This is a genomic window from Nonomuraea mangrovi, assembly GCF_042681425.1.
Classification (GTDB): Bacteria; Actinomycetota; Actinomycetes; order Streptosporangiales; family Streptosporangiaceae; genus Nonomuraea; species Nonomuraea mangrovi.
Map to the genome: position 1 here is coordinate 133,040 of NZ_JBHUFV010000080.1, position 23,299 is coordinate 156,338.

Annotated in this window: 23 protein-coding genes; 10 read left to right on the top strand and 13 right to left on the bottom strand. The window is 70.7% G+C overall.

The features are described from left to right. Positions 1-4: 4 nt before the first annotated feature. The 7 genes from ACFSKW_RS48035 to ACFSKW_RS48065 all read right to left on the bottom strand — a co-directional run bounded on the left by ACFSKW_RS48035 (position 5) and on the right by ACFSKW_RS48065 (position 9,414). Positions 5-1,255, bottom strand: coding sequence for a cytochrome ubiquinol oxidase subunit I (locus ACFSKW_RS48035; RefSeq protein ID WP_379581330.1), 1,251 nt, complete (start codon positions 1,253-1,255; stop codon positions 5-7). Between the two features lie 64 nt (positions 1,256-1,319). Further along, a complete protein-coding gene (locus ACFSKW_RS48040; protein ID WP_379581331.1) occupies positions 1,320-1,988 on the bottom strand; it encodes a response regulator in 669 nt (222 codons plus the stop codon). Then, positions 1,985-3,070: a sensor histidine kinase gene (locus ACFSKW_RS48045; protein ID WP_379581333.1), complete on the bottom strand. Its 1,086-nt coding sequence runs from the start codon at positions 3,068-3,070 to the stop codon at positions 1,985-1,987. The genes ACFSKW_RS48040 and ACFSKW_RS48045 overlap by 4 nt, the downstream gene beginning before the upstream one ends. Then, the gene (gene narI / locus ACFSKW_RS48050; protein WP_379581334.1) at positions 3,067-3,756 is read right to left on the bottom strand and encodes a respiratory nitrate reductase subunit gamma; all 690 of its coding nucleotides are present in this window, start codon (positions 3,754-3,756) and stop codon (positions 3,067-3,069) included. Before narI ends, ACFSKW_RS48045 begins: the two co-directional genes overlap by 4 nt. Further along, a complete protein-coding gene (gene narJ / locus ACFSKW_RS48055) occupies positions 3,753-4,307 on the bottom strand; it encodes a nitrate reductase molybdenum cofactor assembly chaperone (protein WP_379581336.1) in 555 nt (184 codons plus the stop codon). Before narJ ends, narI begins: the two co-directional genes overlap by 4 nt. Then, entirely contained in the window at positions 4,304-5,878 is a 1,575-nt protein-coding gene (gene narH / locus ACFSKW_RS48060) for a nitrate reductase subunit beta (protein ID WP_379581338.1), read from the bottom strand. Before narH ends, narJ begins: the two co-directional genes overlap by 4 nt. After that, the gene (locus ACFSKW_RS48065) at positions 5,878-9,414 is read right to left on the bottom strand and encodes a nitrate reductase subunit alpha (protein WP_379581340.1); all 3,537 of its coding nucleotides are present in this window, start codon (positions 9,412-9,414) and stop codon (positions 5,878-5,880) included. Before ACFSKW_RS48065 ends, narH begins: the two co-directional genes overlap by 1 nt. Before the next feature lie 60 nt (positions 9,415-9,474). Here ACFSKW_RS48065 and ACFSKW_RS48070 point away from each other — a divergent pair, with 60 nt between their 5' ends. Both ACFSKW_RS48070 and ACFSKW_RS48075 read left to right on the top strand, forming a co-directional pair. Then, positions 9,475-10,629: an MFS transporter gene (locus ACFSKW_RS48070; RefSeq protein WP_379581342.1), complete on the top strand. Its 1,155-nt coding sequence runs from the start codon at positions 9,475-9,477 to the stop codon at positions 10,627-10,629. Beyond that, entirely contained in the window at positions 10,626-10,838 is a 213-nt protein-coding gene (locus ACFSKW_RS48075) for a hypothetical protein (RefSeq protein WP_379581344.1), read from the top strand. The genes ACFSKW_RS48070 and ACFSKW_RS48075 overlap by 4 nt, the downstream gene beginning before the upstream one ends. Here the strand turns inward: ACFSKW_RS48075 and ACFSKW_RS48080 are convergent. Beyond that, a complete protein-coding gene (locus tag ACFSKW_RS48080; RefSeq protein ID WP_379581346.1) occupies positions 10,812-11,846 on the bottom strand; it encodes a fatty acid desaturase family protein in 1,035 nt (344 codons plus the stop codon). The two genes, ACFSKW_RS48075 and ACFSKW_RS48080, sit on opposite strands and share 27 nt — an antisense overlap. A 222-nt stretch (positions 11,847-12,068) precedes the next feature. On the opposite strand from ACFSKW_RS48080, the gene ACFSKW_RS48085 reads away from it, so the two are divergent. Next, positions 12,069-12,956, top strand: coding sequence for a phosphotransferase enzyme family protein (locus ACFSKW_RS48085; RefSeq protein WP_379581348.1), 888 nt, complete (start codon positions 12,069-12,071; stop codon positions 12,954-12,956). A gap of 36 nt (positions 12,957-12,992) precedes the next feature. Here the strand turns inward: ACFSKW_RS48085 and ACFSKW_RS48090 are convergent, their stop codons facing one another. Beyond that, entirely contained in the window at positions 12,993-13,526 is a 534-nt protein-coding gene (locus ACFSKW_RS48090; RefSeq protein ID WP_379581350.1) for a hypothetical protein, read from the bottom strand. A gap of 236 nt (positions 13,527-13,762) precedes the next feature. Here ACFSKW_RS48090 and ACFSKW_RS48095 point away from each other — a divergent pair, with 236 nt between their 5' ends. From ACFSKW_RS48095 to ACFSKW_RS48120, 6 genes are read left to right on the top strand one after another with little or no spacing between them, the layout of a single operon-like run. Then, positions 13,763-14,464 carry a hypothetical protein gene (locus ACFSKW_RS48095; protein WP_379581352.1) on the top strand — a complete coding sequence of 234 codons (702 nt, stop codon included), beginning with the start codon at positions 13,763-13,765 and terminating at the stop codon, positions 14,462-14,464. After that, positions 14,461-14,976 (top strand): hypothetical protein, encoded by a 516-nt coding sequence (locus ACFSKW_RS48100; RefSeq protein WP_379581354.1) that lies wholly within the window; start codon positions 14,461-14,463, stop codon positions 14,974-14,976. Before ACFSKW_RS48095 ends, ACFSKW_RS48100 begins: the two co-directional genes overlap by 4 nt. Further along, positions 14,966-15,502, top strand: coding sequence for a hypothetical protein (locus ACFSKW_RS48105; protein ID WP_379581356.1), 537 nt, complete (start codon positions 14,966-14,968; stop codon positions 15,500-15,502). Before ACFSKW_RS48100 ends, ACFSKW_RS48105 begins: the two co-directional genes overlap by 11 nt. Beyond that, the gene (locus ACFSKW_RS48110; RefSeq protein WP_379581358.1) at positions 15,499-15,654 is read left to right on the top strand and encodes a hypothetical protein; all 156 of its coding nucleotides are present in this window, start codon (positions 15,499-15,501) and stop codon (positions 15,652-15,654) included. The genes ACFSKW_RS48105 and ACFSKW_RS48110 overlap by 4 nt, the downstream gene beginning before the upstream one ends. Before the next feature lie 54 nt (positions 15,655-15,708). Beyond that, complete coding sequence (locus tag ACFSKW_RS48115; RefSeq protein WP_379581359.1) at positions 15,709-16,230, top strand: hypothetical protein; 522 nt, start codon at positions 15,709-15,711, stop codon at positions 16,228-16,230. Continuing rightward, positions 16,224-16,553, top strand: coding sequence for a hypothetical protein (locus tag ACFSKW_RS48120; protein WP_379581361.1), 330 nt, complete (start codon positions 16,224-16,226; stop codon positions 16,551-16,553). Before ACFSKW_RS48115 ends, ACFSKW_RS48120 begins: the two co-directional genes overlap by 7 nt. A gap of 155 nt (positions 16,554-16,708) precedes the next feature. Here the strand turns inward: ACFSKW_RS48120 and ACFSKW_RS48125 are convergent, their stop codons facing one another. The 3 genes from ACFSKW_RS48125 to ACFSKW_RS48135 all read right to left on the bottom strand — a co-directional run bounded on the left by ACFSKW_RS48125 (position 16,709) and on the right by ACFSKW_RS48135 (position 19,287). Beyond that, positions 16,709-17,896 carry an alginate lyase family protein gene (locus ACFSKW_RS48125; protein ID WP_379581362.1) on the bottom strand — a complete coding sequence of 396 codons (1,188 nt, stop codon included), beginning with the start codon at positions 17,894-17,896 and terminating at the stop codon, positions 16,709-16,711. A 118-nt stretch (positions 17,897-18,014) separates the two neighbouring features. Beyond that, the gene (locus ACFSKW_RS48130) at positions 18,015-18,692 is read right to left on the bottom strand and encodes a formylglycine-generating enzyme family protein (RefSeq protein WP_379581364.1); all 678 of its coding nucleotides are present in this window, start codon (positions 18,690-18,692) and stop codon (positions 18,015-18,017) included. 97 nt (positions 18,693-18,789) lie between these two features. Further along, the gene (locus ACFSKW_RS48135; protein ID WP_379581366.1) at positions 18,790-19,287 is read right to left on the bottom strand and encodes an isochorismatase family protein; all 498 of its coding nucleotides are present in this window, start codon (positions 19,285-19,287) and stop codon (positions 18,790-18,792) included. Between the two features lie 65 nt (positions 19,288-19,352). Between ACFSKW_RS48135 and ACFSKW_RS48140 the strand changes: the two genes are divergently transcribed. Then, complete coding sequence (locus tag ACFSKW_RS48140) at positions 19,353-20,645, top strand: FAD-dependent monooxygenase (protein ID WP_379581368.1); 1,293 nt, start codon at positions 19,353-19,355, stop codon at positions 20,643-20,645. Here ACFSKW_RS48140 and ACFSKW_RS48145 read toward each other — a convergent pair. Then, positions 20,619-23,279 (bottom strand): AfsR/SARP family transcriptional regulator, encoded by a 2,661-nt coding sequence (locus ACFSKW_RS48145; RefSeq protein WP_379581370.1) that lies wholly within the window; start codon positions 23,277-23,279, stop codon positions 20,619-20,621. The genes ACFSKW_RS48140 and ACFSKW_RS48145 overlap by 27 nt on opposite strands. Positions 23,280-23,299: the final 20 nt, after the last annotated feature.

Below are 23,299 nucleotides of genomic sequence, written 5' to 3' on the forward strand. Positions count from 1 at the left end.
TTCCTCAGAAGGTCAGAACGGGAGCGGGGGTCTCGATCGGGCGGCTGCCCAGGGCGACGGCGTCCGGCCCTCGCTTGGCGGTCCTGGCCAGCAGCCAGTAGTTGACGAGGATCAGCAGTCCGAACACCGCGCTGAAGGCGATCAGGGAGACGCGCATCTCCGTGGCGCTGAGCGGGGACATCGCCTCCGCCGTGGTCAGCAGGCCGTACACCGCCCATGGCTGGCGGCCCACCTCGCGGAAGACCCACCCCGCCAGCATGGTGACGAACGGGACGGGGATCATCGCCGTCAGCAGCCAGTGCCAGATCCGCAGGCCGCGCACGGCGGGCCTGAACAGCATCAGCAGGAAGCTCGCCGCCGAGAAGAAGAGCATGACGGCGAACAGCAGCATCATCGTGACGCCCGCGGTCCGCACGAGGTCGACGGGCGGCAGGTAGTCGCCTGGTCCGAAGCGCGCCACCATGTCGGCCTGCACCTTGGCGAGGTCGGCCGCGCCGCCCGACCAGGCCGCCGCCTTGCCCGGCTGGAGGGTCTCGAAGCCCATGCCGCCGAAGGCCGCGGTGACCAGCGTGGCCGGGAGGGCGAGGCCGACGCCGATCCTCAGCGACTTGCGGAAGAACTCCTGCTCGTGGGTGCGCCTACGCAGGTGGTAGGCGCTGACTCCGGCCATGAAGAAGCCGCCGACGATCATCGCGCCGCCGAGGACGTGCCCGAAGGCGACCAGCGAGGCGGGGTTGGCGAGCAGCGCGCCGAAGTCGGTGAGCCGCAGCACGCCGTCCACGATCTGGTGGCCGACCGGGTTCTGCAGAAAGCCGTTGGCGATCAGGATCCAGAAGGCGCTGGCGTAGGCGGTCAGCGTCACGATCCAGATCAGCGCCAGGTGCGCCCACCTGCTGAGCCGGTCCCACCCGAAGATCCACAGCCCGAGGAACGTGGACTCGACGAAGAAGGCCACCAGCGTCTCGATGGCCAGGGCGGCGCCGAACACGTTGCCCGCGAAGTGCGTCAACCCGCTCCACGACATCCCGAACTGGAACTCCATCACCAGCCCGGTCACGATGCCCATGGCGTAGTTGATGATGTAGAGCTGGCCCCAGAACCGCACCATCCGCATGTGCAAAGGGCTGCGGGTCAGCGTCGCCCTGGTCTGCAGGACCGCCACCAGCGTGGCGAGCCCGAGGGTCAACGCGACGAAGAGGAAGTGCGCCCCCGCGGTCAGCGCGAACTGCAGGCGGGCCAGGTCTACCGTTTCCATGCCATGACCATCCCGGTACGGCATGCGTCACGGCGTCAGCCCGTGGTTGTGTGACGGGTACTCCCTAGGGTGTAAGCCATCCGGGGGTGATGAGACCGGCCTCGTAGGACATGACGACCAGCTGTGCCCTGTCGCGGACGTTCAGCTTGGTCATGATGCGGCTGACGTGCGTCTTGGCGGTCGCGGGGCTGAGCACGAGGCGGGTGGCGATCTCGTCGTTCGACAGGCCGTGCGCGACCAGTTCGAGCACCTCGCGTTCGCGTTCGGTCAGCGAGTTGAGCTCCGGGCCCGGCGCGGGACGCTTGACCCGGCCGGCGAACTCGGCGATGAGCCTGCGGGTGATCGAGGGGCTGATGAGCGCGTCGCCTCTGGCCACCACCCTGACGGCGTGGATGAGCTCGGCGGGCTCGGTGTCCTTCACCAGGAACCCGCTGGCGCCCGCCTTGAGCGCGCCGTACACGTAGTCGTCGAGGTCGAAGGTGGTCAGGATGATCACCTTCGTGCTCGCGAGGCGCGGGTCGGTGACGATCCTGCGCCCGGCCTCCAGCCCGTCGAGCTCGGGCATCCTGATGTCCATGAGCACCACGTCGGGGCGCAGCTCGCGGGTCTTGTCCACGGCCTCGACGCCGTTGGCGGCCTCGCCGACCACCTCGAAGTCGTCCTCGTCGGACAGGATCGAGCGGAACCCGGCCCGCACCAGCGTCTGGTCGTCGGCCAGCAGGAGGCGGATCACAGTGGCAGCTCGGCGACGACGCGGTAACCGCCCTCGGGGCGCGGCCCCGCCTCCAGCGCGCCGCCCAGGGCGGCCGCCCTCTCCTTCATTCCCTGCACGCCGTACCCGCTTCCTCCCGTGAAGACGACGGAGGGGCCATCGTCTTCTACCGTGATGACCATTTTTCCGGATTCTTCGGTGATCGTGAGTCGTGCGCTTCCCGCGGACGAATGGCGGGAGACGTTGGTCAGCGCCTCGGAGACGATCCGCGCGGCGGCCAGGTCCACCTCGACGGGCGGATCACCGTAGGCCACCTGGGTGGAGACGTCGAGGCCGGTACGGCGCACCAGCTCGTCGAGCCGCCGCAGGCTCGCCGTGGGGGAGGTCGGCGCGTCCTCGTCGACCTGGCGCAGCACTCCGAGCGTGCTGCGCAGCTCGCGCAGCGTCTCCTTGCTGGTCTGTTTGATCGCCCGGAGCGCTTCCTCGGCGTCCTCGGGCCGCTTCCTGATGCCGTGGAGCGCCGCCCCCGCCTGTACGTTGATCAACGAGATGTTGTGGCCGAGCACGTCGTGCAGTTCGCGCGCGATCCGCAGCCGCTCCTCCGTCTCCCTGCGCCTGGCCTCCTCTTCCTTGCTGTGCTCGGCCTCGGCGGCCCGCTGCTCGACCTCGTGGAGGTAGGCACGCCTGTTGCGGGTCACGCCGCCCGCCGCCACCGCGGCCACCATCCAGCCGGTGATCATGAGGAACAGGCTGTCGTCGACGTGCCTGACGCTGCCGCTCTCGCCCACGCCCATGCCCAGCAGGGCCGCGGCGGCGACCGTGCAGGCGGCCACCAGGTGGCCCAGGTCGGCGGCGGTGTAGAGGGCGAGCATGGGGGCGATGATCAGCGGCCCGTCGAGGCGGGCGAACGGGTAGTAGACCGCGGTGGCGATCATCACGATGAGCAGCGCGGCGACGGGATGCCTCCGCCTGAACAGCAGCGCCCCGCACGCCGCCAGCGGCAGGACGACGTCCAGCGCGTTCGGGCTGACGCCGGACCTGAACAGCGCGGTCGCCACGGTGCCCAGCAGGATGACCGCGACCACGCCGACCGTCACTTTCATGCGTCCATTCTGTCGCGGCTCCTGTAGACGATGTACGGCCTGAACAGATAGCCGATCGGCGCGGAGAAGGCGTGCACCAGCCTGGTGAAGGGGAACAGCGCGAACAGCAGCATCCCGATCAGCGCGTGCAGCTTGTAGGCCCAGCTCGCCCCGGTCATCGCGGCGGCGTCGGGCTGGAGGACGAAGATACTCCTGAACCACGGCGAGACCGTGGTCCTGTAGTCGGTCTCGTGGTCGAACACGCTGAGCACGGTCGTGAGCAGCCCTGCCACGATCGCGGCCACCAGCACGACGTACATCGTCTTGTCGTTCCTGGTGGTCGCGATGAAGACGGGACCGGTCCGTCGCCGCCTGAAGATCAGCAGCGCGATGCCCGCCAGCGTGCAGAAGCCCGCGACCACCCCGCCGGCCAGCGCGCCGACGTGGTAGAGGCGCTCGGAGACGCCCAGCGCGTCCGTCCACGACTCGGGGATCAGCAGGCCGATCACATGGCCGAGGATGACGACGAGCAGGCCGAAGTGGAACAGCGGGCTGCCGATCCGCAGCAGCCTGCTCTCGTACAGCTGCGAGGACCGGGTGGTCCAGCCGAACCTGTCGTACCTGTGGCGCCAGATCAGCCCGCCGATCAGCACCACCAGCGTCAGATACGGACAGACGATCCACAGCGCGGTCTCGCCCCAGGTCACCGGTACACCCCCACCGACTCGGCCGGAGGCCCCTGCGCGGCCAGCCGCTCGGCCCGCAGGAGCTCGGCCGGGGTGGCGGCGGGCAGCGTGCCGCACACCACGGAGATCACCGACTCGTACGGCGAGCCGGCCTCCCGCAGCGCCGTCCTCAGCAGCTCCAGCGCGGCCCGATGTTCCTTCAGCACCTCCTCGCCCGCAGGGTCGAGGGCCGCGAACTCCAGCACGACGGGCAGGAAGTCGGGCAGTTCGTCGTCGCAGAGCTCCCATCCGGCCGCCCGGTAACGCGCTTTCAGCCGGGTCAGCGACTCGCCACGCCGCCGCGTGTCGCCGTCGGCGTAGTAGGTCAGGTAGAGGCAGCAGCGCCGCTGGAGGTCGAACGTCTCCACGTAGTGGGCGGCCAGCCTCCCCGCGCCCATCCGCTCGACCTCGGCGAGGAAGGCGGGGAAGGACGGCCCGGCGACCTCGCGGACGAGCGGCAGCCTGTCCCAGAACCGTTCGTCGGGGTAGGCGAGCAGATGCGCGGCGGCCTGACGCACGACGGCGAGGTTCATAGGTGCTCCGGTGGCGTGCCCTTGCCGTCCCAGTTGAGGGAGGTGCTGCGGTCGTGGCTGATCTTCTCGCTGGTCTGGCGGTGCTTGAGGCTGTGGAAGTTCTCGATCGACACCGGCACGGGACGCCCTGACGTCTCGCCGAAGGGGCCCTGCTCTCCGGGTCCTCCGTCGTAGTCGAGGCTGCAGCCGATCTCGTCGACCGCGCCGGGCGTGACGCCGTACGCGGTGGGGATGACGTAGCGCTCCTCGTACTTGGCCAGTGCCAGCAGCCGGTACATGCCGTGCAGGTCCTCGGCGGGCAGGCCGACGTCGGGTGGCTCGGCGCCGAGGTTGACCGCGCGCATGTACGAGCGCATGGCCGCCAGGCGGCGCAGCGCCGCCGTCACCGGGACGGGGTCGCCCGCGGTGAACAGCTCGGCGAGGTAGTCGACGGGGATGCGCAGCGACTCGATCGCGGCGAACAGGTTGCCCGCGTCCTCGCCGTCGTTGCCGGTGCAGGAGAGGGCGTCCACGACGGGCGACAGCGGGGGGACGTACCAGACCATCGGCAGCGTCCGGTACTCCGGATGCAGGGGCAGCGCCAGCCGGTACCTCACGATCAGGTCGCGGACGGGCGACCTGCGGGCCGCCTCGATCCAGTCGTCGGGCAGGCCCGACCCGGCGACGGCGGGATCGTCGGGATCGACGAACAGCGACAGCTGCGCCTCGTAGAGGTCCTTCTCGTTCGCCGTCGCGGCCACCTCCGACACCCGGTCGGCGTCGTAGAGCATCACCCCGAGGTAGCGCAGCCGTCCCACGCACGTCTCGGAGCAGACCGTGGGCAGGCCCACCTCGACGCGCGGGTAGCAGAACGTGCACTTCTCGGCCTTGCCGGTCTTGTGGTTGAAGTACACCTTCTTGTACGGGCAACCGGTCACGCACATCCGCCAGCCCCTGCACCTGTCCTGGTCGACGAGCACGATCCCGTCCTCGACCCGCTTGTACAACGCGCCCGAGGGGCACGAGGCGACGCACGAAGGATTGAGGCAGTGCTCGCAGATGCGCGGCAGGTAGAACATGAACGCGTTCTCGAAGTCGAGCTTCACCTTCCGCTCGAGCCTGTCGAGGATGGGATCGGGCGAGGGGTCGCCGCCGAGGTCGTCGTCCCAGTTGGCGCTCCAGCGCACGGTGGTGGGCTGGTCGCTGATGAGCGAGCGGGGGGTGGCCACGGGGACGTCGTCCGACAGGGGAGCCCTGGTGAGGTTCTCGTAGTCGTAGGTCCACGGCTCGTAGTAGTCGTCGATGGCGGGCATCAGCGGGTTGGCGAAGATGCCGAGCAGCTTGCGCAGCCTGCCGCCCGCGCGTGGCTTGAGCCTGCCCTTGGCGTCGATCACCCAGCCGCCCCGCCAGCGCTCCTGGTCCTCGTACCTGCGGGGGTAGCCCTGCCCAGGACGGGTCTCGACGTTGTTGAACCAGACGTACTCAACGCCCGCCCTGTTGGTCCAGGTCTGCTTGCAGGTGACCGAGCAGGTGTGGCATCCGATGCACTTGTCCAGGTTCATGACCATGGCGATCTGGGCCATGACGCGCATCAGTACGCCACCTCCTGGGAACGGCGGCGGATCATGGTGATCTCGTCGCGCTGGTTACCGGTCGGGCCGAGATAGTTGAAGCCGTAGGAGAGCTGCGCGTAGCCGCCGATCATGTGGGTGGGTTTGATCAGCACCCTGGTCAGCGAGTTGTGGATGCCGCCCCTGCGCCCGGTGGCCTCGCTCTTCGGCACGTCGATGACGCGCTCCTGCGCGTGGTACATGTACACCGTGCCCTTCGGCATCCGGAGGGAGACGACGGCCCTGGCCACGACCACGCCGTTGCGGTTGACCGCCTCGACCCAGTCGTTGTCGGCGACGCCGATCCTGGCCGCGTCCTCCACCGACATCCAGATCGTCGGGCCGCCGCGCGACAGCGTGAGCATCAGCAGGTTGTCCTGGTACTCCGAGTGGATCGACCACTTGGAGTGGGGCGTCAGGTAACGGACCACCAGCAGGTCGCCGTCGCCCCGCTCCCGCTCTCCGAACAGGGCCGCCATGTCGAGCGGCGGCCGGTAGACGGGCAGCGCCTCGCCGTACTCGTGCATCCAGTCGTGGTCGAGGAAGAAGTGCATCCGCCCGGTCAGCGTGTGCCACGGCTTGTCGTGCTCGACGTTGATCGTGAATGGGGAGTAGCGCCGCTCGCGCGACTCCTTGCCCGACCACTCGGGGCTGGCGGCCACGTGCTGCGGCCTGCTCTGGGTGTCGGAGAAGACGATCCTGTGGTGGCGGTTGGCCAGCTGTGACAGGTCGGTGCCGGTCCGCTCGGCCAGCCGCTCGAAGCCCTGGGCGGCCAGCCGGCCGTTCGACGTGCCCGACAGCGCCAGGATGGCCTCGCACGCCTTCGAGTCGGTGTCGAGCAGCGGCCGTCCCTTGGTCAGGCCGTGGGCGGCGAGCCCGTTGCGCTGCCCGAGCCACTCCACCTCCTTGTCGGGGGTGAAGGCCAGCCCCTTCACCGGCAGCCCCGCCTTCTCCGCCAGCGGTCCCAGCGCGCCGAGCTTCGCCGCGACCGCGCCGTAGTCGCGTTCCACCACCACCAGGGCGGGCGTCACCTCCGCGGGCGCGCGCCCTCCCGGCTGGGCGGTCTCGCCGGGCGTGTCGTGCTGGTACGGCACAGCGACCACGTCCCTGCGCACGCCGAGATGCCCGGCGGCCAGCTCGCTGAAGGCCGAGGCGATCGCGTGGAAGGCCGCGAAGTCGGTCTTGGTCTCCCACGGCGGGCTGATCGCCGGGTTGAAGGCATGCACGAACGGGTGCATGTCGGTCGACGACAGGTCGTGCTTCTCGTACCAGGTCGCGGCGGGCAGCACGATGTCGGAGAACAGCGTGGTTGAGGTCATCCTGAAGTCGAGCGTGAGCAGCAGGTCGAGCTTGCCCCTGGCCGCCTCGTGGTCGGGCTCGGGCAGGTTGGAGACGGCCCCGAGCAGGTGGTGCAGGAAGTACTCGTTGCCCTTGGCCGAGGAGCCCAGCAGGTTGGAACGCCAGATCGTCACCACCCGCGGCCAGTTGCGCGGATCCTCGGGATCCTCGGCCGCGTAACGCAGCCTGCCCTCCCGCAGTTCGGTCCTGGTGAAGGCCACCGGGTCCTCGGCGTCGCCCAGGTCGAGCGGGTTGCGGTCGAAGGCGGGCGCCATCGGCATCCACCCGTTGCGCACCGCCTGCGCCACCAGATCGGCCGTGTGCAGCCCCCTGAACCTGCCCGGGCCCAGCGGCGAGCACAGCTCGCCCGCGTCGAACCTGTCGTAGCGCCACTGGCCCGTGTGCAGGTACCAGAACGGCGTGGCGGGCGTCTGCCTCGGCGGCCTCGACCAGTCCAGCGCCCCCGCGAGCTGCGCCCAGCCCGTCTGCGTGCGGCACTTCTCCTGCCCGACGTAGTGCGCCCAGCCGCCGCCGTTGACGCCCTGGCAGCCGGTGAGCAGCAGCAGCGTCAGGAACGAGCGGTAGATCGTGTCACCGTGGAACCACTGCGTGGTGCCGGCACCGAGCACGATCATGCAGCGCCCTCTGGTCGCCTCCGCCGTCTGCGCCAGCTCCCTCACGATCTTCACCGCCCGCCGCGCCGGCACTCCCGTGATCGGCTCCTGCCAGGCAGGCGTGTACGGCTCGGCCCCGTCGTCGTAGCCTTCGGGCCAGCGGCCGGGCAGCCCCTCCCTCCCGACCCCGTACTGCGCGAGCATGAGGTCGAACACGGTCGTGACCAGATGCCCGCCCACCCGCCGCACAGGTACGCCCCTGCGGAGCACGCCGTCCTGGTCGAAACGGGGAAGCAGGACCTCGGCCCGCTCCCCGCCGAGGAGGGTGAGCAGCGGCGTGGTGTCCAGCCTGAGGTTCCACCTGCCCTTGCCGGAGTCCGTCCACCGGAAGCCGACCGACCCGTTGGGCACGACGGGCTCGCCCGCGGCGTCGAGGAAGACGGTCTTCCACTCGGCGGCCTCGTCCGTGGAGCCCAGGTCGGCGGCGGTGAGGAACTTGTCGGGTACGTGAGCGCCGTCGCGCTCGGCCAGCCGTACGAGGAAGGGCAGGTCGGTGAAGCGGCTGACGTAGTCGACGAAGTACGGCACCTGCCGGTCGACGAAGAACTCCTTGAGCAGCACGTGCCCCATGGCCATGGCCAGCGCGCCGTCGGTGCCGGGGTTCACCGCCAGGAACTCGTCGGCGAACGTGGCCGCGTCGTTGTAGTCGGGCGCGACCACGACGACCTTCTGGCCCCGGTAGCGGGCCTCGGCCATCCAGTGGGTGTCGGGTGTGCGGGTCACGGGGACGTTCGCGCCCCACAGCATCAGGTAGGCGGCGTCCCACCAGTCGGCCGACTCGGGCACGTCGGTCTGGTCGCCGAACACCTGAGGGGAGGCGACGGGCAGGTCGGCGTACCAGTCGTAGAACGACAGCATGGTCCCGCCGATCAGCGAGACGAACCGCGAGCCGATCGCGTGGGACACCATCGACATCGCCGGGATAGGGGAGAAGCCCGCGATCCTGTCCGGGCCGTAGGTCTTGATGGTGTGCACGTGCGCGGCGGCGATCATCTCCGTCGCCAGGTGCCAGGTGATCCTGACCAGACCGCCCCTGCCGCGGGCCTTCTGGTACCTCTCCCTGCTGTCCGGATCGCTGGTGATCTCGGCCCAGGCCTGGACGGGGTCGAGGCCCCTCGTGCGGGCCTGGGCGTACATCTCGACGAGGACGCCCCTGGCGTACGGGTAGCGGATCCTGGTCGGGGAGTAGGTGTACCAGGAGAAGGCGGCGCCGCGCGGGCAGCCGCGCGGCTCGTACTCGGGACGGTCGGGACCCACGCTCGGGTAGTCGGTCTGCTGGGTCTCCCAGGTGATGATGCCGTCCTTGACGTAGACCTTCCACGAGCAGGAGCCGGTGCAGTTGACGCCGTGGGTCGAGCGGACGACCTTGTCGTGGCTCCACCGGTCGCGGTAGAAGGCGTCGCCCTCGCGGCCTCCCGACAGGTAGACCGTCCGCAGATCGTCGCTGGTGACCGACCTGCGGAAGAATCTGCCGGTCTTGAGTAGGAGATCTTCCGCCTGGGTCATACCCCAACTTCATCACATAGAGTATCCATCTGCTACACAGAGCGTATGTACAAAGGTCAAATGGTCAACCTGGTTCTGGCCACGATCGCGTTCGCCGTCACGTTCTGGGCGTGGAACCTCATCGCACCTTTGTCCGGCACCTACAGCAGGCAACTCGGGCTGTCTCCCACCGAGACCTCGATGCTGGTGGCCATCCCCGTGCTGGTGGGCTCGCTCGGCCGGATCCCCGTCGGCATGCTGGCCGACAGGCTCGGCGGGCGGCTGATGTTCGCGGTGATCTGCTTCGTCACGATCGTGCCCGTCCTGTTCGTCGGCTGGTCGGACTCCTACGGCGCGCTGCTGTTCTGGGGGTTCCTTCTGGGCGTCGGCGGCACCTCCTTCGCCGTCGGCATCCCGTTCGTCAACGCCTGGTACGAGCCCGCGCGGCGCGGCTTCGCCACCGGGCTGTTCGGCGCGGGCATGGGCGGCACCGCGCTGTCGGCGTTCCTGACCCCCCGTCTGGTCGAGGGCCTCGGCCGCGCCCCGACCCACCTGCTCATGGCCGCCATGCTCGCGGCGATGGGCGTCATCATGCTGCTGGCCGGCAGGAACTCGCCCGCGTGGACACCCTCGACCGAGCCCGCCCTGCCCCGCATGCGCGACGCCACGAGGATCAGGGCGACCTGGCAGTGCGCGGCCCTGTACGCCGTCGCGTTCGGCGGCTTCGTCGCCTTCTCCACCTACCTGCCGACCCTGCTGCAGAACGTCTACGACTTCGCCCAGACCGACGCGGGGCTGCGCACGGCGGGTTTCTCCATCGCTGCCGTGATCGCCAGGCCGGTCGGCGGCGCCCTGTCCGACAAGGTCGGCCCCGTGCGCGTGCTGCTGGCCTCCTTCGCGGGTACGGCGGTGCTGGCCGCCGTCCTCGCCTTCAAGCCGCCGCTCGAGGTGCCCGCGGGCGTCAGCTTCGTCGCGATCGCCTTCTTCCTCGGACTCGGCACCGGCGGCGTCTTCGCCCTCGTCGCCAAGCTCGTCGAACCCTCACGCGTCGGCACGGTGACCGGGCTGGTCGGCGCGGCGGGCGGGCTCGGCGGCTACTTCCCTCCCCTGGTCATGGGCGCCGTCTACACGGCCACCGGCGCCTACACGATCGGCTTCCTGCTGCTGGCGCTCACCGCGCTGGCCGCGTGGGTCTACACATTGAAGGCATTCCGCTCGGGTAGGGGATCGGAATGAGCACACAGGAAGAGCTTCGCCAGCTCGAAGAGGACCTGGCGAAGCTGAAGTCCGCGAACGCCGAGTTGCGCAGTCAGATCAGCGACATGGGCGCGACCGACGCCGTCGAGAGGGCGGCGATGCTGAGCATGGCCGACGAGCAGGACGCGCTGATCGCCGAGCTCGAGACCAGACGCGACAGCCTACGCGACCGCCTTGGCCTTCCTTAGGGGCTCGCCCACCTCGTAGAGGTGGCGGAGCGCCTGGCCGTACGAGCTGACCAGGCCCGACTCCAGGTACTCCACCCCGAGCTCCGCGCAGTGCGCTCGCACGATCGGCTGCGCCTTGCGCAGGTTGGGCGTGGGCATGTTCGGAAACAGATGGTGCTCGATCTGGTAGTTGAGTCCGCCGAGAGCCACGTCCACCATCCAGCCGCCGCGCACGTTGCGCGAGGTCAGCACCTGCTTGCGGAGGAAGTCGAGCTCGTCCTCGGCGGTGATCATGGGCATGCCCTTGTGGTTGGGCGCGAACGTGCACCCGAGATACACCCCGAACACCGCCTGGTGCACCAGCGCGAACGCCACGGCCTTGCCGAAGGGCAGCACGCTGAAGATCAAGCCGAAGTACAGCACGAAATGCAGCACCAGCAGCGCTCCCTCCAGCCCGCGGCGCTTCATCGACCTGTTGCGCAGCGCCTTGAAACTGGCCACGTGCAGGTGCCAGCCCTCGAACGTGAGCAGCGGGAAGAACAGGAACGCCTGCCAGCGCGCCACGAACCTCGGCAGGCCGCCGACGCGCTCCACCTGATCGGCCGACCAGACGATCACCGCGGGAGACACGTCGGGATCGTGGTCCTCATGGTTCGGGTTGGCGTGGTGGCGGGTGTGCTTGTCGGTCCACCAGCCGTAGCTCATGCCGATGAGCAGGTTGCCGACGAGACGCCCCGCGAACTCGCTCGGCTTGCGATTGCGGAACACCTGCCGGTGCGCGAGATCGTGCGCGGCCAGCGCGACCTGGGAGAAGGCCACGGCGAGCACGAAGGCGACGAGCATCTGCCACCAGGAGTCGCCCAGCAGGACGAACGCCGCCCACCCCCCGAAGAAGGCGACGCCTACCAGGCTGAGGCGAAGGGTGTAGTAAAGGGGCCGCCTGTCGAGCAGGCCGGCTTCGTTGATCTTGCGTGCCAGTCGGGCGAAGTCGCTGCCTCGGGCTTCGACGGTGACGGGTACGTCGGTCACGGGGCTCCTCATGAGCGTCGGACAATGGCCCCACCCTGACGTGCCACCCCATACGGGGGCAATAGATCGTCAGTTCGGTGAGGGTGTGATCCCTTGACTCGCTCCTCCCCGAGCCCGTTCCCCCGAGCCCGTTCGCCGGAGAACCTTTCGTCCTGGACCCTAGCCTGCTCTTGCCCCGGTCGCTCCTGCGCCCCGGCCGGGAGTGTCGGCCAGACTGGAGAGGTGATCTACGCCGACACCCCGCTCACCGACGCCGTCCGCCGAGCCGTCAGCACCACCTGGGGCGTCTCCTGCGACGGCGGACGGCGCCTGTACGGGGGCGAGGAGTCGGCGGCCTACCTCCTCGGCGACCATGTCGTCCGCGTCGGCCCCGCGTCGCGCACCAGCGCCGAATCCGAGTGGTGCCACGCCGTCGCCCGCCACGCCGCCGCCCACCTGGCCGAGGCCGTCGCCCCCGTCCCCACCTCCGGCGGCGACACCGTCATCAGGGTCGACGGCCGCCCGATCTCGCTCTGGCCGTACATCGAGGGTGACTGGCCCGACTCCGACCTGCCTGAACACCGCGTCCAGGGCGCGCGCCTGCTCGCCCGCCTGCACGCCGCGCTGGCCTCCGCCCGCCCAGGCCCGCGCCCCGCGCCCGCCTTCCAGGAGTCGGGCCTGTACGGCGAGCCGCCCCACGACGCGGCCGGGCTCGCCGATCCCGCCCTGGACCGGTGGCTGGCCGAGTTCCACCGGAGTCACCACGTCAGGCACCCGCTCCACGGCGACTACTACACGGGCAACACCCTCACCAGCGACGGCACGATCGTCGCGGTCCTCGACTGGGACGAGGCGTTCGTCGGCGCCCCCGAGGTCGAGCTGGCCGCCGCCGCCCTGGAATGGGGCGACGACGAGCTCGGCCCGAGCAAGGAGTTCGTGGACGCGTACCTGGAGGCCGGCGGCACCGCGTCCCCGCTGACGGAGGAGGAGCTGGCGCAGCTGGTCAGGCACAAGCTGCGCCGCGAATACGCCTACTTCCACAAGGCGGTCGCCGCCGGGGTCGCGCACGACGAGGACGACCTCGACTACTTCCACCAGCGGGTGGCCCTCTTCCACGACCTGACCCCCTGACGACGCCGGACGGCCGACCGTCGCCGCGCGCCGCGGTCAGGCGGAAGGGGTGGGTCGTCGAGCGCCCGCTCCGGCTCCGGCCGACCGGCGGCGCAGGATCACCACGGCCCCGGCGGTCGCGATGACCGCCGCGGGCGCCGCCGCCCACCACCACGACGTCCACCAGGCGGCAGGCGCCTCGCGGGGCAGGCCGATGCCCACCAGCGCGTCCTTGAGGAAGGCGGGAGCCTGCCGCCATCCGGCCCTGACGACGTGCTTCTGGGCCGGGGTGTGCACGACCGGCGCGCCAGGGGCGTACGGGTAGAGGTCCTGGACGATCTCGGAGTCGTCCTCGGGCAGGTGCCAGGCCAGCCGGTAGCGCGGCCCGAGCTCGCCGGGCGGGGGACCGGCGAGGAACTCGCCGGGCAGCTCGGCGATCAACGCCGGGTTGACGCCGGAGCCTTCGCGGATCAGGTCCAGGCTCGCCGACGACCTCTCGTCGCCCGGCTCGATCCTGAGGGGGCCGGACAGGCCTGGGCCGGTGAGAACTCCCTTGTCGACGCCTTTCGCCAAGGCGGGAGTCGCTGTCACGAGAAAGGTGAGGAGTAAGGCGAGAAAGAAAGAACGTGTGCGAGTCATGAATCCATTACACGCCGAAGTCGTACGAAATTTAATTGATTCTTGTGCTATTTACGGATTTCCGAAAATCCTTGACGATCAGCAGCCCGCACTCCAACACTATGAAGGATCTTGTGACCCACAAACTAAGGGGACCCGTGGTCGCGACTCTTTCGCAAATTGTGCGGTTAGCTCCCGATGGAGCCCGCGTGGACATCACGCTGCCTCCCGAGGCGGACGCGCTGAGCTGGCACGGCCACACCCGCTTCGCGGGCGCCGCGCTGGTCCAGAGCTTCGATCTGGCCCCGGCCGGCCAGCGGGACGTGATCCCGAGGAAGATCTTCCCCGGCGGCCGGGTCGAGACCTTCCGCCGCTCGGGCTTCGACCTGGTGCTGTACGAGGCGGCCGACCGCAGCAACAGCTGCCTGGTCTGGGCCGGCCCCCACAACGAGGCGACCACCTGGTTCGGCGGCCCCGCGCCCCGCCGTGCCGTACTGAACCGCCTGGTGGCGAACCTGACCTTCGCCGACTCCCCCGAGGGGGCGCGGCTGGTCTCGGCCGACCCCGTGGCGAACCTCCAGCAGTCCACCACCGTGATCATCGGTTCCAGCGAGCGCCTGGTTGTGATGATCAAGGACGCTCGCGGCGCGAGGGAGGAACTCCCCACCTGGAAGGGCGCGACCCAGGGCGACGCCGAGGTGTGGAAGGAGCCGCTGGAGCTCGACCCCGAGCAGGCCGAGGCGGTGAAGGGCACCCCCTTCGAGTGGCGGTACATCATGGCCAACGCCACCTCCATCACCGAAGTCGTCTTCCACCGGCGGGCCGCCGAGTCCGCACAGCTCAGGAACACGGAGGAGCACGACAAGGCCGCCGCCGTCCTGGCAGGCCTCAAGGCCGTGTGGGGCGGGTGAGCCTCGCCACCGCTCTGGCCCTGCTGGCCCTGCTCCTGTCGGTCTTCGCCATCCTCGCGGTGGGGGCGGTCTACGCCCGGCTCCGGATCATGGAGCAGACCGTGCTGAAGCCGGGCAACGCCCGGCTCGACGACGAGGTGCGGGAGGTGCCACAGGCGCTCAGGCCCGCCAAGGGACAGGACGGCACGCTCGTCCTGATGCTGGACGCCAACTGCTCCATCTGCCAGGGCGTCTGGAGCGCCGCCGCGGCCGCGCCGCCGGCCGCGACCCGTGTCGTCGCCGTGTTCTCCCACGCGGACTCGGCCCAGAAGTTCGACGGCCCCGTCGAGAAGCTGGCCGATCCCGAGCTGTGGACCGCGCTCTACGAGGGATACACCCCCTGCGTGTACGCGGTCGACGCCGAGGGACAGGTCACGGACCGGCGGTTCGTCTACGCCGACACCGACCTGCCGACTCTGTTCGCCGAACTCTTCCCCTCCCTTTCGACCTCCGGGAGCAGCCATGCGCCTTGATCTCATCCCTTCGGCCGAGACCGCGCCCGAGGGCGCGTCCCCGAGCCTCGTCCGTAGTCTCATCCCCGACTCCCCGCTCTCCCGCCGGACCGTGATGCGGGGTCTCGTGGTCGGCGCGATCTCCGCCACGCTCGTGCCGTTCGAGTGGGTCCTGTCCCGGCGGGCCGCTCGCGCCGCGGGCCCGACCTCGGAGTGGACCGCCTCCAACTGCAGGGACGGCTACCCCAACGGATACGGCGAGGGTGCCAACAACTGGTGGGTGGACAACAAGAGGGTCTGCTTCGGCGGCTGGCGGATGGGCAGCTACCCCTGCTCGTCGGGCACCAGGGGACGCCACTTCGAGGGGTGGCGCGGCTACCACGACGAGGGCTACACCTCCACCCGCGTCACCACCTGCGCCAGGCGTAACGCCTGGCGGTGGACCTCTTCCGGCACCACCTACCGGTGCTCCGACGCGAGCACCTTCGTCCGCTGGAACGACGGCGACAGCTACACCGGCCTGACGATCGCCATGTGCCGCCTGTGATCGCACTGCGCCGGCTGGGCCTTCACCCCGCGGTGATCGCGGTGCCCATCGTGCTGGGCGCCGCCGTTCCATGGGCGGTGAAGGGCCCTGCCGTCCTCCTGTTCCTCTGGGCGGGACTCAACGCCGGCTACGCCAACTCCGGCAGCACTTGAAGCCACAACTCGGCTTTCCTGCTGAGCGCGTCGGTCTGGCGCGGTTCCGGTGCGTTGGCCTACTTCGGTGTGGGCCTGCTTCTCGGCGCTTCCAGCGTCGCCGTCGTCGCCGCGACGATCGGCGGCGTGTTCCAGGCGCTGCTGCCGCCGTCCCTCCGCCTGGGGCTGCTGGCCCTGCTGGCAGGGGTCGTGTTCCTGCGTGAGGCGGGCCTGATCACGCTGACGGTCCCGGAGAACAAGCGGCTCGTGCCCGAGCACGTGCTCGGCCGCGGCCGGGTGCTGGGCGGCATCCAGTTCGGGTTCGAGATGGGGACGGGCATGCGCACGTACTCTCCCTCGGCCCTACCCCACCTGGTGCTCGTGTCGCTGGTGCTCGCCGTCCCGTTCTCCGGGGCGATGGCGGCCGCGGCGGGTTTCGCGGCGGCGCGCTGGATCATGGCGGCGGCGAGCATCTTCCACAGCGACGACGGGGAGTGGACCGAGCTCTGGTTCGACAACCAGCGACTGCTGGCCGTCGCGACCGCGGTGGGGACCATCGCCTCCCTGCTGCTCGGCCTGTGGACGGCCGGATGGTGAAAGCACTCGTCGTCATCTACGACAGCGGGTGCGGCGGATGTTCGGCCATCGCGTCGGCCCTGTCCGGCGTGATGGCCCCGCCCGTGCTCGTCCGCTCCTGCCGCGACCCGAACCTGGAGCGGCAGTACCCCTCGCTGCGTGGCACGGTGCCGTGCGCCAGGCCGCTGGCGATCGCGCTCGGGCCGGACGGCGAGGCCGAACTGCTGAGCGGACTCCGGCTGATGTGGCGCGGAGCGCTGCTGGTCGCCCCCGGCCGCCGCCTGGCCGCGGTACGGCTGGCCGTACGCATCATGAGGACCCGCAACCGGTCGAAAGACGGTTGACGGGTTCGCCGCCTCGTTCTTTCCCCGACCTTTCCTCGGCCTTTCCCGCTTTCCTTCTTTTCGCTTTCCCCTTTCCGCGCCCTTTCGAAAACGCCGCTCCTGTGTAAACGACGGAGACGCCGACCGCGACCGGCTCGCCGCTCGCGGTCACCCCGCTAGTGGGGATTCTCCGCGTGGGTGAGGGTCTCCCAGCCGAGGAAGTGGCTGACTCCGGCCGGACGGCCCTGCTCGACCAGGCGCTGCGTGCGCGACATGCCGATGCCCATCCGCTTGTGCAGCGCGTTGTAGCCCACCTCGAACGTGGGCCCGAGGCCCGGCGTCACCGAGCCGCCGCACAGCCACGACGGCACCGGCTCGCCCAGTTGCAGTCCCGCGTGGAAGCCCATCGCGTGGCGCAGCCTGTCCTTGCCCTCGGCGTACAGGTCGAGCCCCTGGTGGCGGGCGGTCTCGGCGACGTGCGCTGCGGCCGCGATGCCCCAGCCCGTGTGCCCGAAGTCCCTGCACGTCTCCTGGGCCAGGCCGTCCACGAACGTGGTCTGGCCGTGCCAGTAGCCGATGATCTCGTCCCTGGTGTCGTACTTGCTGCCCGGTCGCGACTTCGGATAGGCGCCGTCCGTCTTCAGGTAGACGTAGGCGGGCAGCCGGTTGCGCCACAGCTGGACGGCCTTGTCGAACGACGCTCGATCGTCGAGGAAGACGGCGATCCCGATCGCCGCGTCCGTCATGATCAGCTCCCAGTTGCCGTTGGTGTTGGCGCTGCCGTTGACGACGGTTGGGAGGTAGACCTCGCGCAGGGCGGTGGCGAACCTGCCGGCGTTCGACCAGCCGCCGTAGGTGTGCTTGATCAGCTCGGCGGCCCGCGAGAACGACGCGCCCGACCAGCCGGTCTGCAGCGGCGCGTTGTGCCCGGTGTGCGAGGAGATCACGGCCGACCAGGCGTCCATGATCTGCACGGCCTTCTTCGCGTGGCGGTCGTCCTTGGTCAGATACCACTGGAGCGCGTGCGCGTAGGCGGCCATGGCGTCGTTGCGCTCGTCGGAGCAGCCGTGGTTGGGGTTGGAGCTCGGGCCGCACTCGACGACGGCGCGCGGCTTGGGCGTGTACGACAGGGATGCGAAGGAGTGGGCGCGCAGGGCGCTCCAGGCCGACTTCCACGGTTCGTTGCCGAGGTTGGCGCCGACGAAGTCGAGCTGCGCCCTGCTCACCAGCACACCTGGATGGTTGAACGGCGCCGCCGCACCCGCCCGCCCGGCGGCCGCGGCATGGCCGGCGGCGGAGGCCTGGAGGGCGGCCGTGAGAGTGGCGGCGGATAAGACGACGGTGAGGGCGAGGCGTAGACGCATGGCGGGAGATCCTTCACGTCCGAGGGGTGTCGTGCCCTGACGCGCCCATCCCACCGAAGGGTCGGAGCTCCCGTCAATAATTTTAGGAAAGTTTCCTAACCCAATCGCGCGGAGGCGCTCAGGACACGGTTCGCGCGAGCCGGAAGCCGAGGTCGTCGATCGCGAACGTGGGGTGGCTGCGGCGACGCACGGACGCTCCGCAGCCCCGCGCCTGCTCCGCCCAGCTCCCGCCGCGGAAGATGCGGTAGGAGCCGTAGACCTCCTCGTCGTACAGGTCCCAGCACCACTCCCAGACGTTGCCCAGCATGTCGTGCAGCCCCCACGGGTTGGGCGCCTTGCCGCCGACGTCGTGCACCCGCTCGCCGGAGTTGTCCGCGTACCAGGCGATGTCGTCGAGTTCCCCGTAGCGGTAGCCGCTGGTCCCCGCCTTGCAGGCGTACTGCCACTCCGCCTCGGTCGGCAGGCGGTAGCCGTCGGCCGCCCAGTCGCAGATCACCTGCCCGCTCTCCGGGCCGCGGGAGTAGACCTGGTCCAGTCCTGACAGGGCCGACAGGCGGTTGCACACCTCGACCGCGTCGAGCCAGCTGACGTCGGTGACGGGCGAGGCGCCGCTCGCGGAGGGGGCGGCTCCGGTGGCGGCACGGTGGAGGGCCTGGGTGACCGGGTACCGCCCCAGCAGGAAGGGGGCGACCTCGGCCCGCCACGCGGTGCCGCGCCGGTCGTCCCGCAGGTCCACGGCGCCACCGGGGATGGCGACCATCGAGGGAACCGACGGGTCGTCGGTCAGTGGGTGCACGCGGCGCGCCTCTCGGTCCGGGGGCGACCACAAGGTCGTCGCGCCCATGATACGGACGGCGTTCCAGCCGCCACGCCCCGCCACGGGCCTCAAGCGGTCAGAAGGTGATCTCGTCGACCCGGGCCGTCCGGGCACCGGACGACACCAGCTCCTGCTCCACCTCCCGCGAGATCTCGTGCGCGGGCCTGCCGTCGTCGTGGGTCGCGTGGGCCCCGCTGACGAGCGTCACCTCGTGGCCGAGGGCCAGCGCGGTCAGCGCGGTCTCGCGCACGCACCACTCGCTCTGCATGCCCGCCACGACCAGGTGGCTGGCGGGGAACAGGAGGTCGCCCAGGTCGGTGTTGGCGAAGGCGTCGGGGAGCACCTTGTCGATGACGGGCTCGCCGTCGAGCGGCCGGTGGACCAGCTCCCATCCGGGCGTGCCCGGCGCGTCGGCGTCGTCGGGGCCGCCGGCGTTGCGCACCCACGCCACGGGCTCGCCCGCCGTACGGGCCCGGTCGAGCAGGGTGGCGATGGCCGCGGACACGCTCTCCCACGCGGGGACGGGGACGGGCGGCTCCAGCATGTTCCGCTGGACGTCGATGAGCAGAAGCATGCGAACACCTTATCGAATGCGGCCGTGACAGCGATATGGCAGCGGCACCGTGCACCGTGATCGGCATGACACACGTTCTCATCGTCGGCTCCGGGCCGACCGGGCTGACCCTGGCCATCGAGCTGGCCCGCCGCGGCGTCGACCTCCGCATCGTGGAGAAGTCGCCGGTCCACCCCGAGGGAGCGAGGGGCAAGGGCCTGCAGCCGCGCACGCTCGAGGTCTTCCACGACATGGGCGTCATCGACGAGATCCTGGCGACGGGCGCCGCCTACCCGCTGCTGCGCTCCTACAAGGACGGGCAGGTGATCTGGGAGGGCCGCATGCAGGAGCCGAAGGAGCCCAGCGAGAGCGTGCCGTACCCGGAGCTGATCATGCAGCCGCAATGGCGCACCGAGCGGATCCTCAGGGACCGGCTGGCCGAGCTCGGGCACGAGGTGGAGCTGGGGATCGAGGTCACCGGTTTCGAGCAGGACGCCGAGGGTGTCACGGCGACGCTGTCGAACGGCGAGCGGGTCAGCTGCGCCTACCTGGTCGGCGCGGACGGCGGGCGCAGCACCGTGCGCAAGGCCCTGGGCGTCGGGTTCGCGGGTGAGACGTTCGAGAGCGAGCGGATGCTGCTGGCCGACGTGAAGACGCCTGACGTCGACAGGGACCACTGGCACCTGTGGGGCGACATGGCCGCCCGGACGCTGCACGTGGCGCTGTGCCCGCTGCCGGGCACCGACGTCTTCCAGCTCACCGCGCCCTACACGGGAGAGGACGACCTGCAGCGGATCCTCGACACGCATGCGGGGGTGAAGCTGACGGAAGTGGTGTGGCGGTCGGAGTACCGGGTCAACATCAGGATGGCCGAGCGGTTCAGGGTGGGCAGGGTGTTCCTCGCGGGGGACGCGGCGCACGTCCACTCGCCCGCCGGCGGCCAGGGGCTGAACACCGGCGTGCAGGACGCCTACAACCTCGGCTGGAAGCTGGCCGTCGGCTCCGACGTCCTGCTCGACAGCTACGAGCAGGAGCGCATGCCGATCGCCGAGCACGTGCTGGGGCTGAGCACGCGCCTGCTCAGGGAGGCGGACCTCAAGCGCGACGAGGAGACGCAGCAGCTCAACCTCGGCTACTGGTACGGCCCGCTGTCGGTCGGCCCCCGCGGGGGCGAGCGGGTGCCCGGCGTGTACGGCGGCGGCAGGTTCACCCTGCTCGCCGACACCTCCGAGCGGTACGGCGACGCCGTGCGCGTGCTGCCCGCGCCGGAGGGCCAGAAGGGCGTGCTGCTCGTCAGGCCCGACGGCTACGTCGGCTACGACGGCGACGAGGCGGGCGTGCGGGACTACCTGTCACGGCTCGGGGTCGAGACCGCGTAGCCGCGTGGCCTCCGCCCGCAGAGCGGCGGCCTCGGAGCCCGGCAGCCACGCCGCCGCGCCCTCCAGCACGGTCGCCCTGACGGTCTTGTCGTCGCCGTCCGCCGTGAGCTCCAGCGCCGCGTCCACGTGGGCGCGCGAGCCCGACGCCGTCGCCAGCTCCATGTGGATGAGCGCGACCAGCTGTCTGGGTGCGCCCTCTACGAGCGTCAGCGCCTCACGCAGCAGGTCGACGGCGGTCTTCTGGTCGCCCTTGCGCCGCGCGATCTCGCCGCGGACGTGCAGGACGCGGGCGCGGGCCACCGGATCGGACTCGGCGGCCTCCCACGTCTGGTCGAGCGAGGCCTCGGCCTCGTCGAACCTGCCGAGCCTGGCGTGCAGCTGGGCCAGGCGCACCCGCAGCATCACGGGGCCGGGGATCGCCTCCATGCCGCCGATCGCCGTGGCGTGCCGTACGGACTCGGTGGCGAAGGACAGCGCGCGGGCGGTCTCGCCGCGGTTCTCCGCGGCGAGGGAGAGCCAGGTCAGGGTCATGGCCTTCCCCCACCTGTCGCCGGTCCGCTCGAAGCCTTCGAGGGCGGCCTCCAGCGGGGAGTCGGCCGCGCCGGGCGTGCCGTACTCGAACTCGACGAGGCCCGCCATCAGCCGCACCGTCGCCCTGGTCCACGGGTCCGGGTGATCGCCCAGCCTGGCCAGGGACCTTCTCGCCTCCGCCATGACGCCGTCGGGCGCGGCCGGCGCGCCGGTCAGGCCCCACCACGCCAGGGTCGCCGGATGGTCCGACTCCAGCAGCGCGGGTCCTGGCACGCCGCCGGTGATCGCCGCGCACAGCTCGTGGGCCAGGCCCTCCGCCTCGGGCATCCTGGCCGCCCACGCCTGCGCCTCCCGTCGTCTGCCCCGCATGATCCACAGCCAGATCCTGGCGAGGAAGAGCCTGAGCGGATCGCCCGACCGGTCGAGGGCGGCGTCGAGGTTGGCCTGCTCGGCGTCGAGCACGGCGAGCCAGTCGAGCTGCGCGTCCGTCCTGAGGAAGGAGTCGGCCCGCTCGGCCAGCGCGGTGTAGTAGCGGGCGTGGGCCGCCACGACCGAAGGGTCGTCGAGCTTCTCCGCGGCGTAACGCCGTACCGTCTCCAGCATCGTGTAGCGCTCGCCCTGCACCGTCACCAGCGACTTGTCCACCAGCGACTCGACTCCGGGCCCGCACACCTCCAGCACCGCCTCGTAGGTGGCCCCGCCGGAGAAGACCGACATCCTGGCCAGCAGCCGCCGCTCGTCGGGAGACAGCAGCTCCCAGCTCCAGTCGATCACCGCGCGCAGCGTCCGGTGCCGTGGCTCGGCCGTACGGCTGCCGCGCAGCGACAACCGGTCGCCGAGCTGGGCGGCCAGGAGCGAGGGAGACAGGGTGCGCAGCCGCGCCGCCGCCAGCTCGATCGCCAGCGGGATGCCGTCGAGCTCGCGGCAGATGTCGGCGGCGGCCGACAGGTCCAGTCCCGCTCTGGCCGCCGCGGCCCTGTCACTGAACAAGTGGACGGCCGCGGCGGCGTCCAGCGGCGGCACGGTGTGCAGGTGCTCGCCCGTCACATCCAGCGGCTCCCTGCTGGTGGCGATGATGCGCAGACCCGGCACCTCGGTCAGCAGCCGCGATGCGACGTCGGCGGCCTGGTCGATCACGTGTTCGCAGTTGTCGAGCACGATCACCGGTGAGGTGCCGCGCAGCGCCGCCACGGGATCGGCGGCCTTGACCGCGCTCGACAGCGCCGTCAGCACGTCGGACACGGGCGCGAGCGGGACCAGCCACACGCCGTCGGGCACCCTGAGCGTGGCGGCGGTCTCGATCGCCAGCCGCGTCTTCCCCGCGCCGCCGGGACCTGTCAGCGTGACCAGCCTGGCGACGCCGAGCAGCTCCCGGACCCTGGCCACGTCCGCCTCCCGCCCGACGAAGGTGGTCAGCTGGGCCGGCAGCGACGAGCCAGGCGAATCGCGCAGCGCCGCCTCGTAGGCGTCGAGCAGCTCGCGCCCCGGGTCCATGCCGAGTTCGTCGGCCAGCCGCCGCCTGACCCGCTCGAACACCTCGAGCGCCTCCGCCCGCCTGCCGTCCGCCAGCAGCGCCCGCACCAGCAGCGCGTGGTACGGCTCCCGCAGCGGATGCGCGGCGACCAGCCCCTCGAGCTCGGCCGTCACGTCGGCTCCCCGCGCCAGGTCCCCGGCGATCCGCCTCGCGAGCGTGGCCAGGCGCAGCTCCTCCAGGTGGGCGGCGGTGGCGACGGCGAAGGGCATGCCGGCGGCGTCGGCGAGCGCCGTACCGCGCCAGAGCGACAGCGCCTCCTCGGCCGCGCCCTCGCGCGCCAGCCGCTCGAACCGCCACGCGTCGACGTCGTCGGCCCGCACGTCGAGGAGGTAGCCGGACGGATGCGTGACGATCAGGCCCGGCGCCTCCCTGCGGGCGCGCGAGACGAGGGACTGCAGCGCGCTCGTCGGGTGCTCGGGCGCGCCGTCCTGCCACAGGTCGTCGACCAGCCGCTCGGCCGTCACCACCCGGCCGGGGTCGAGGGCCAGCCTGACCAGCAGCGCGCGCAGCCGGGTGCCGGAGACCCCGGCCCCTGAGATCTGGAGAGGGCCGAGGATCCCGATGCGCATACGCACATCTAAACGTGCCG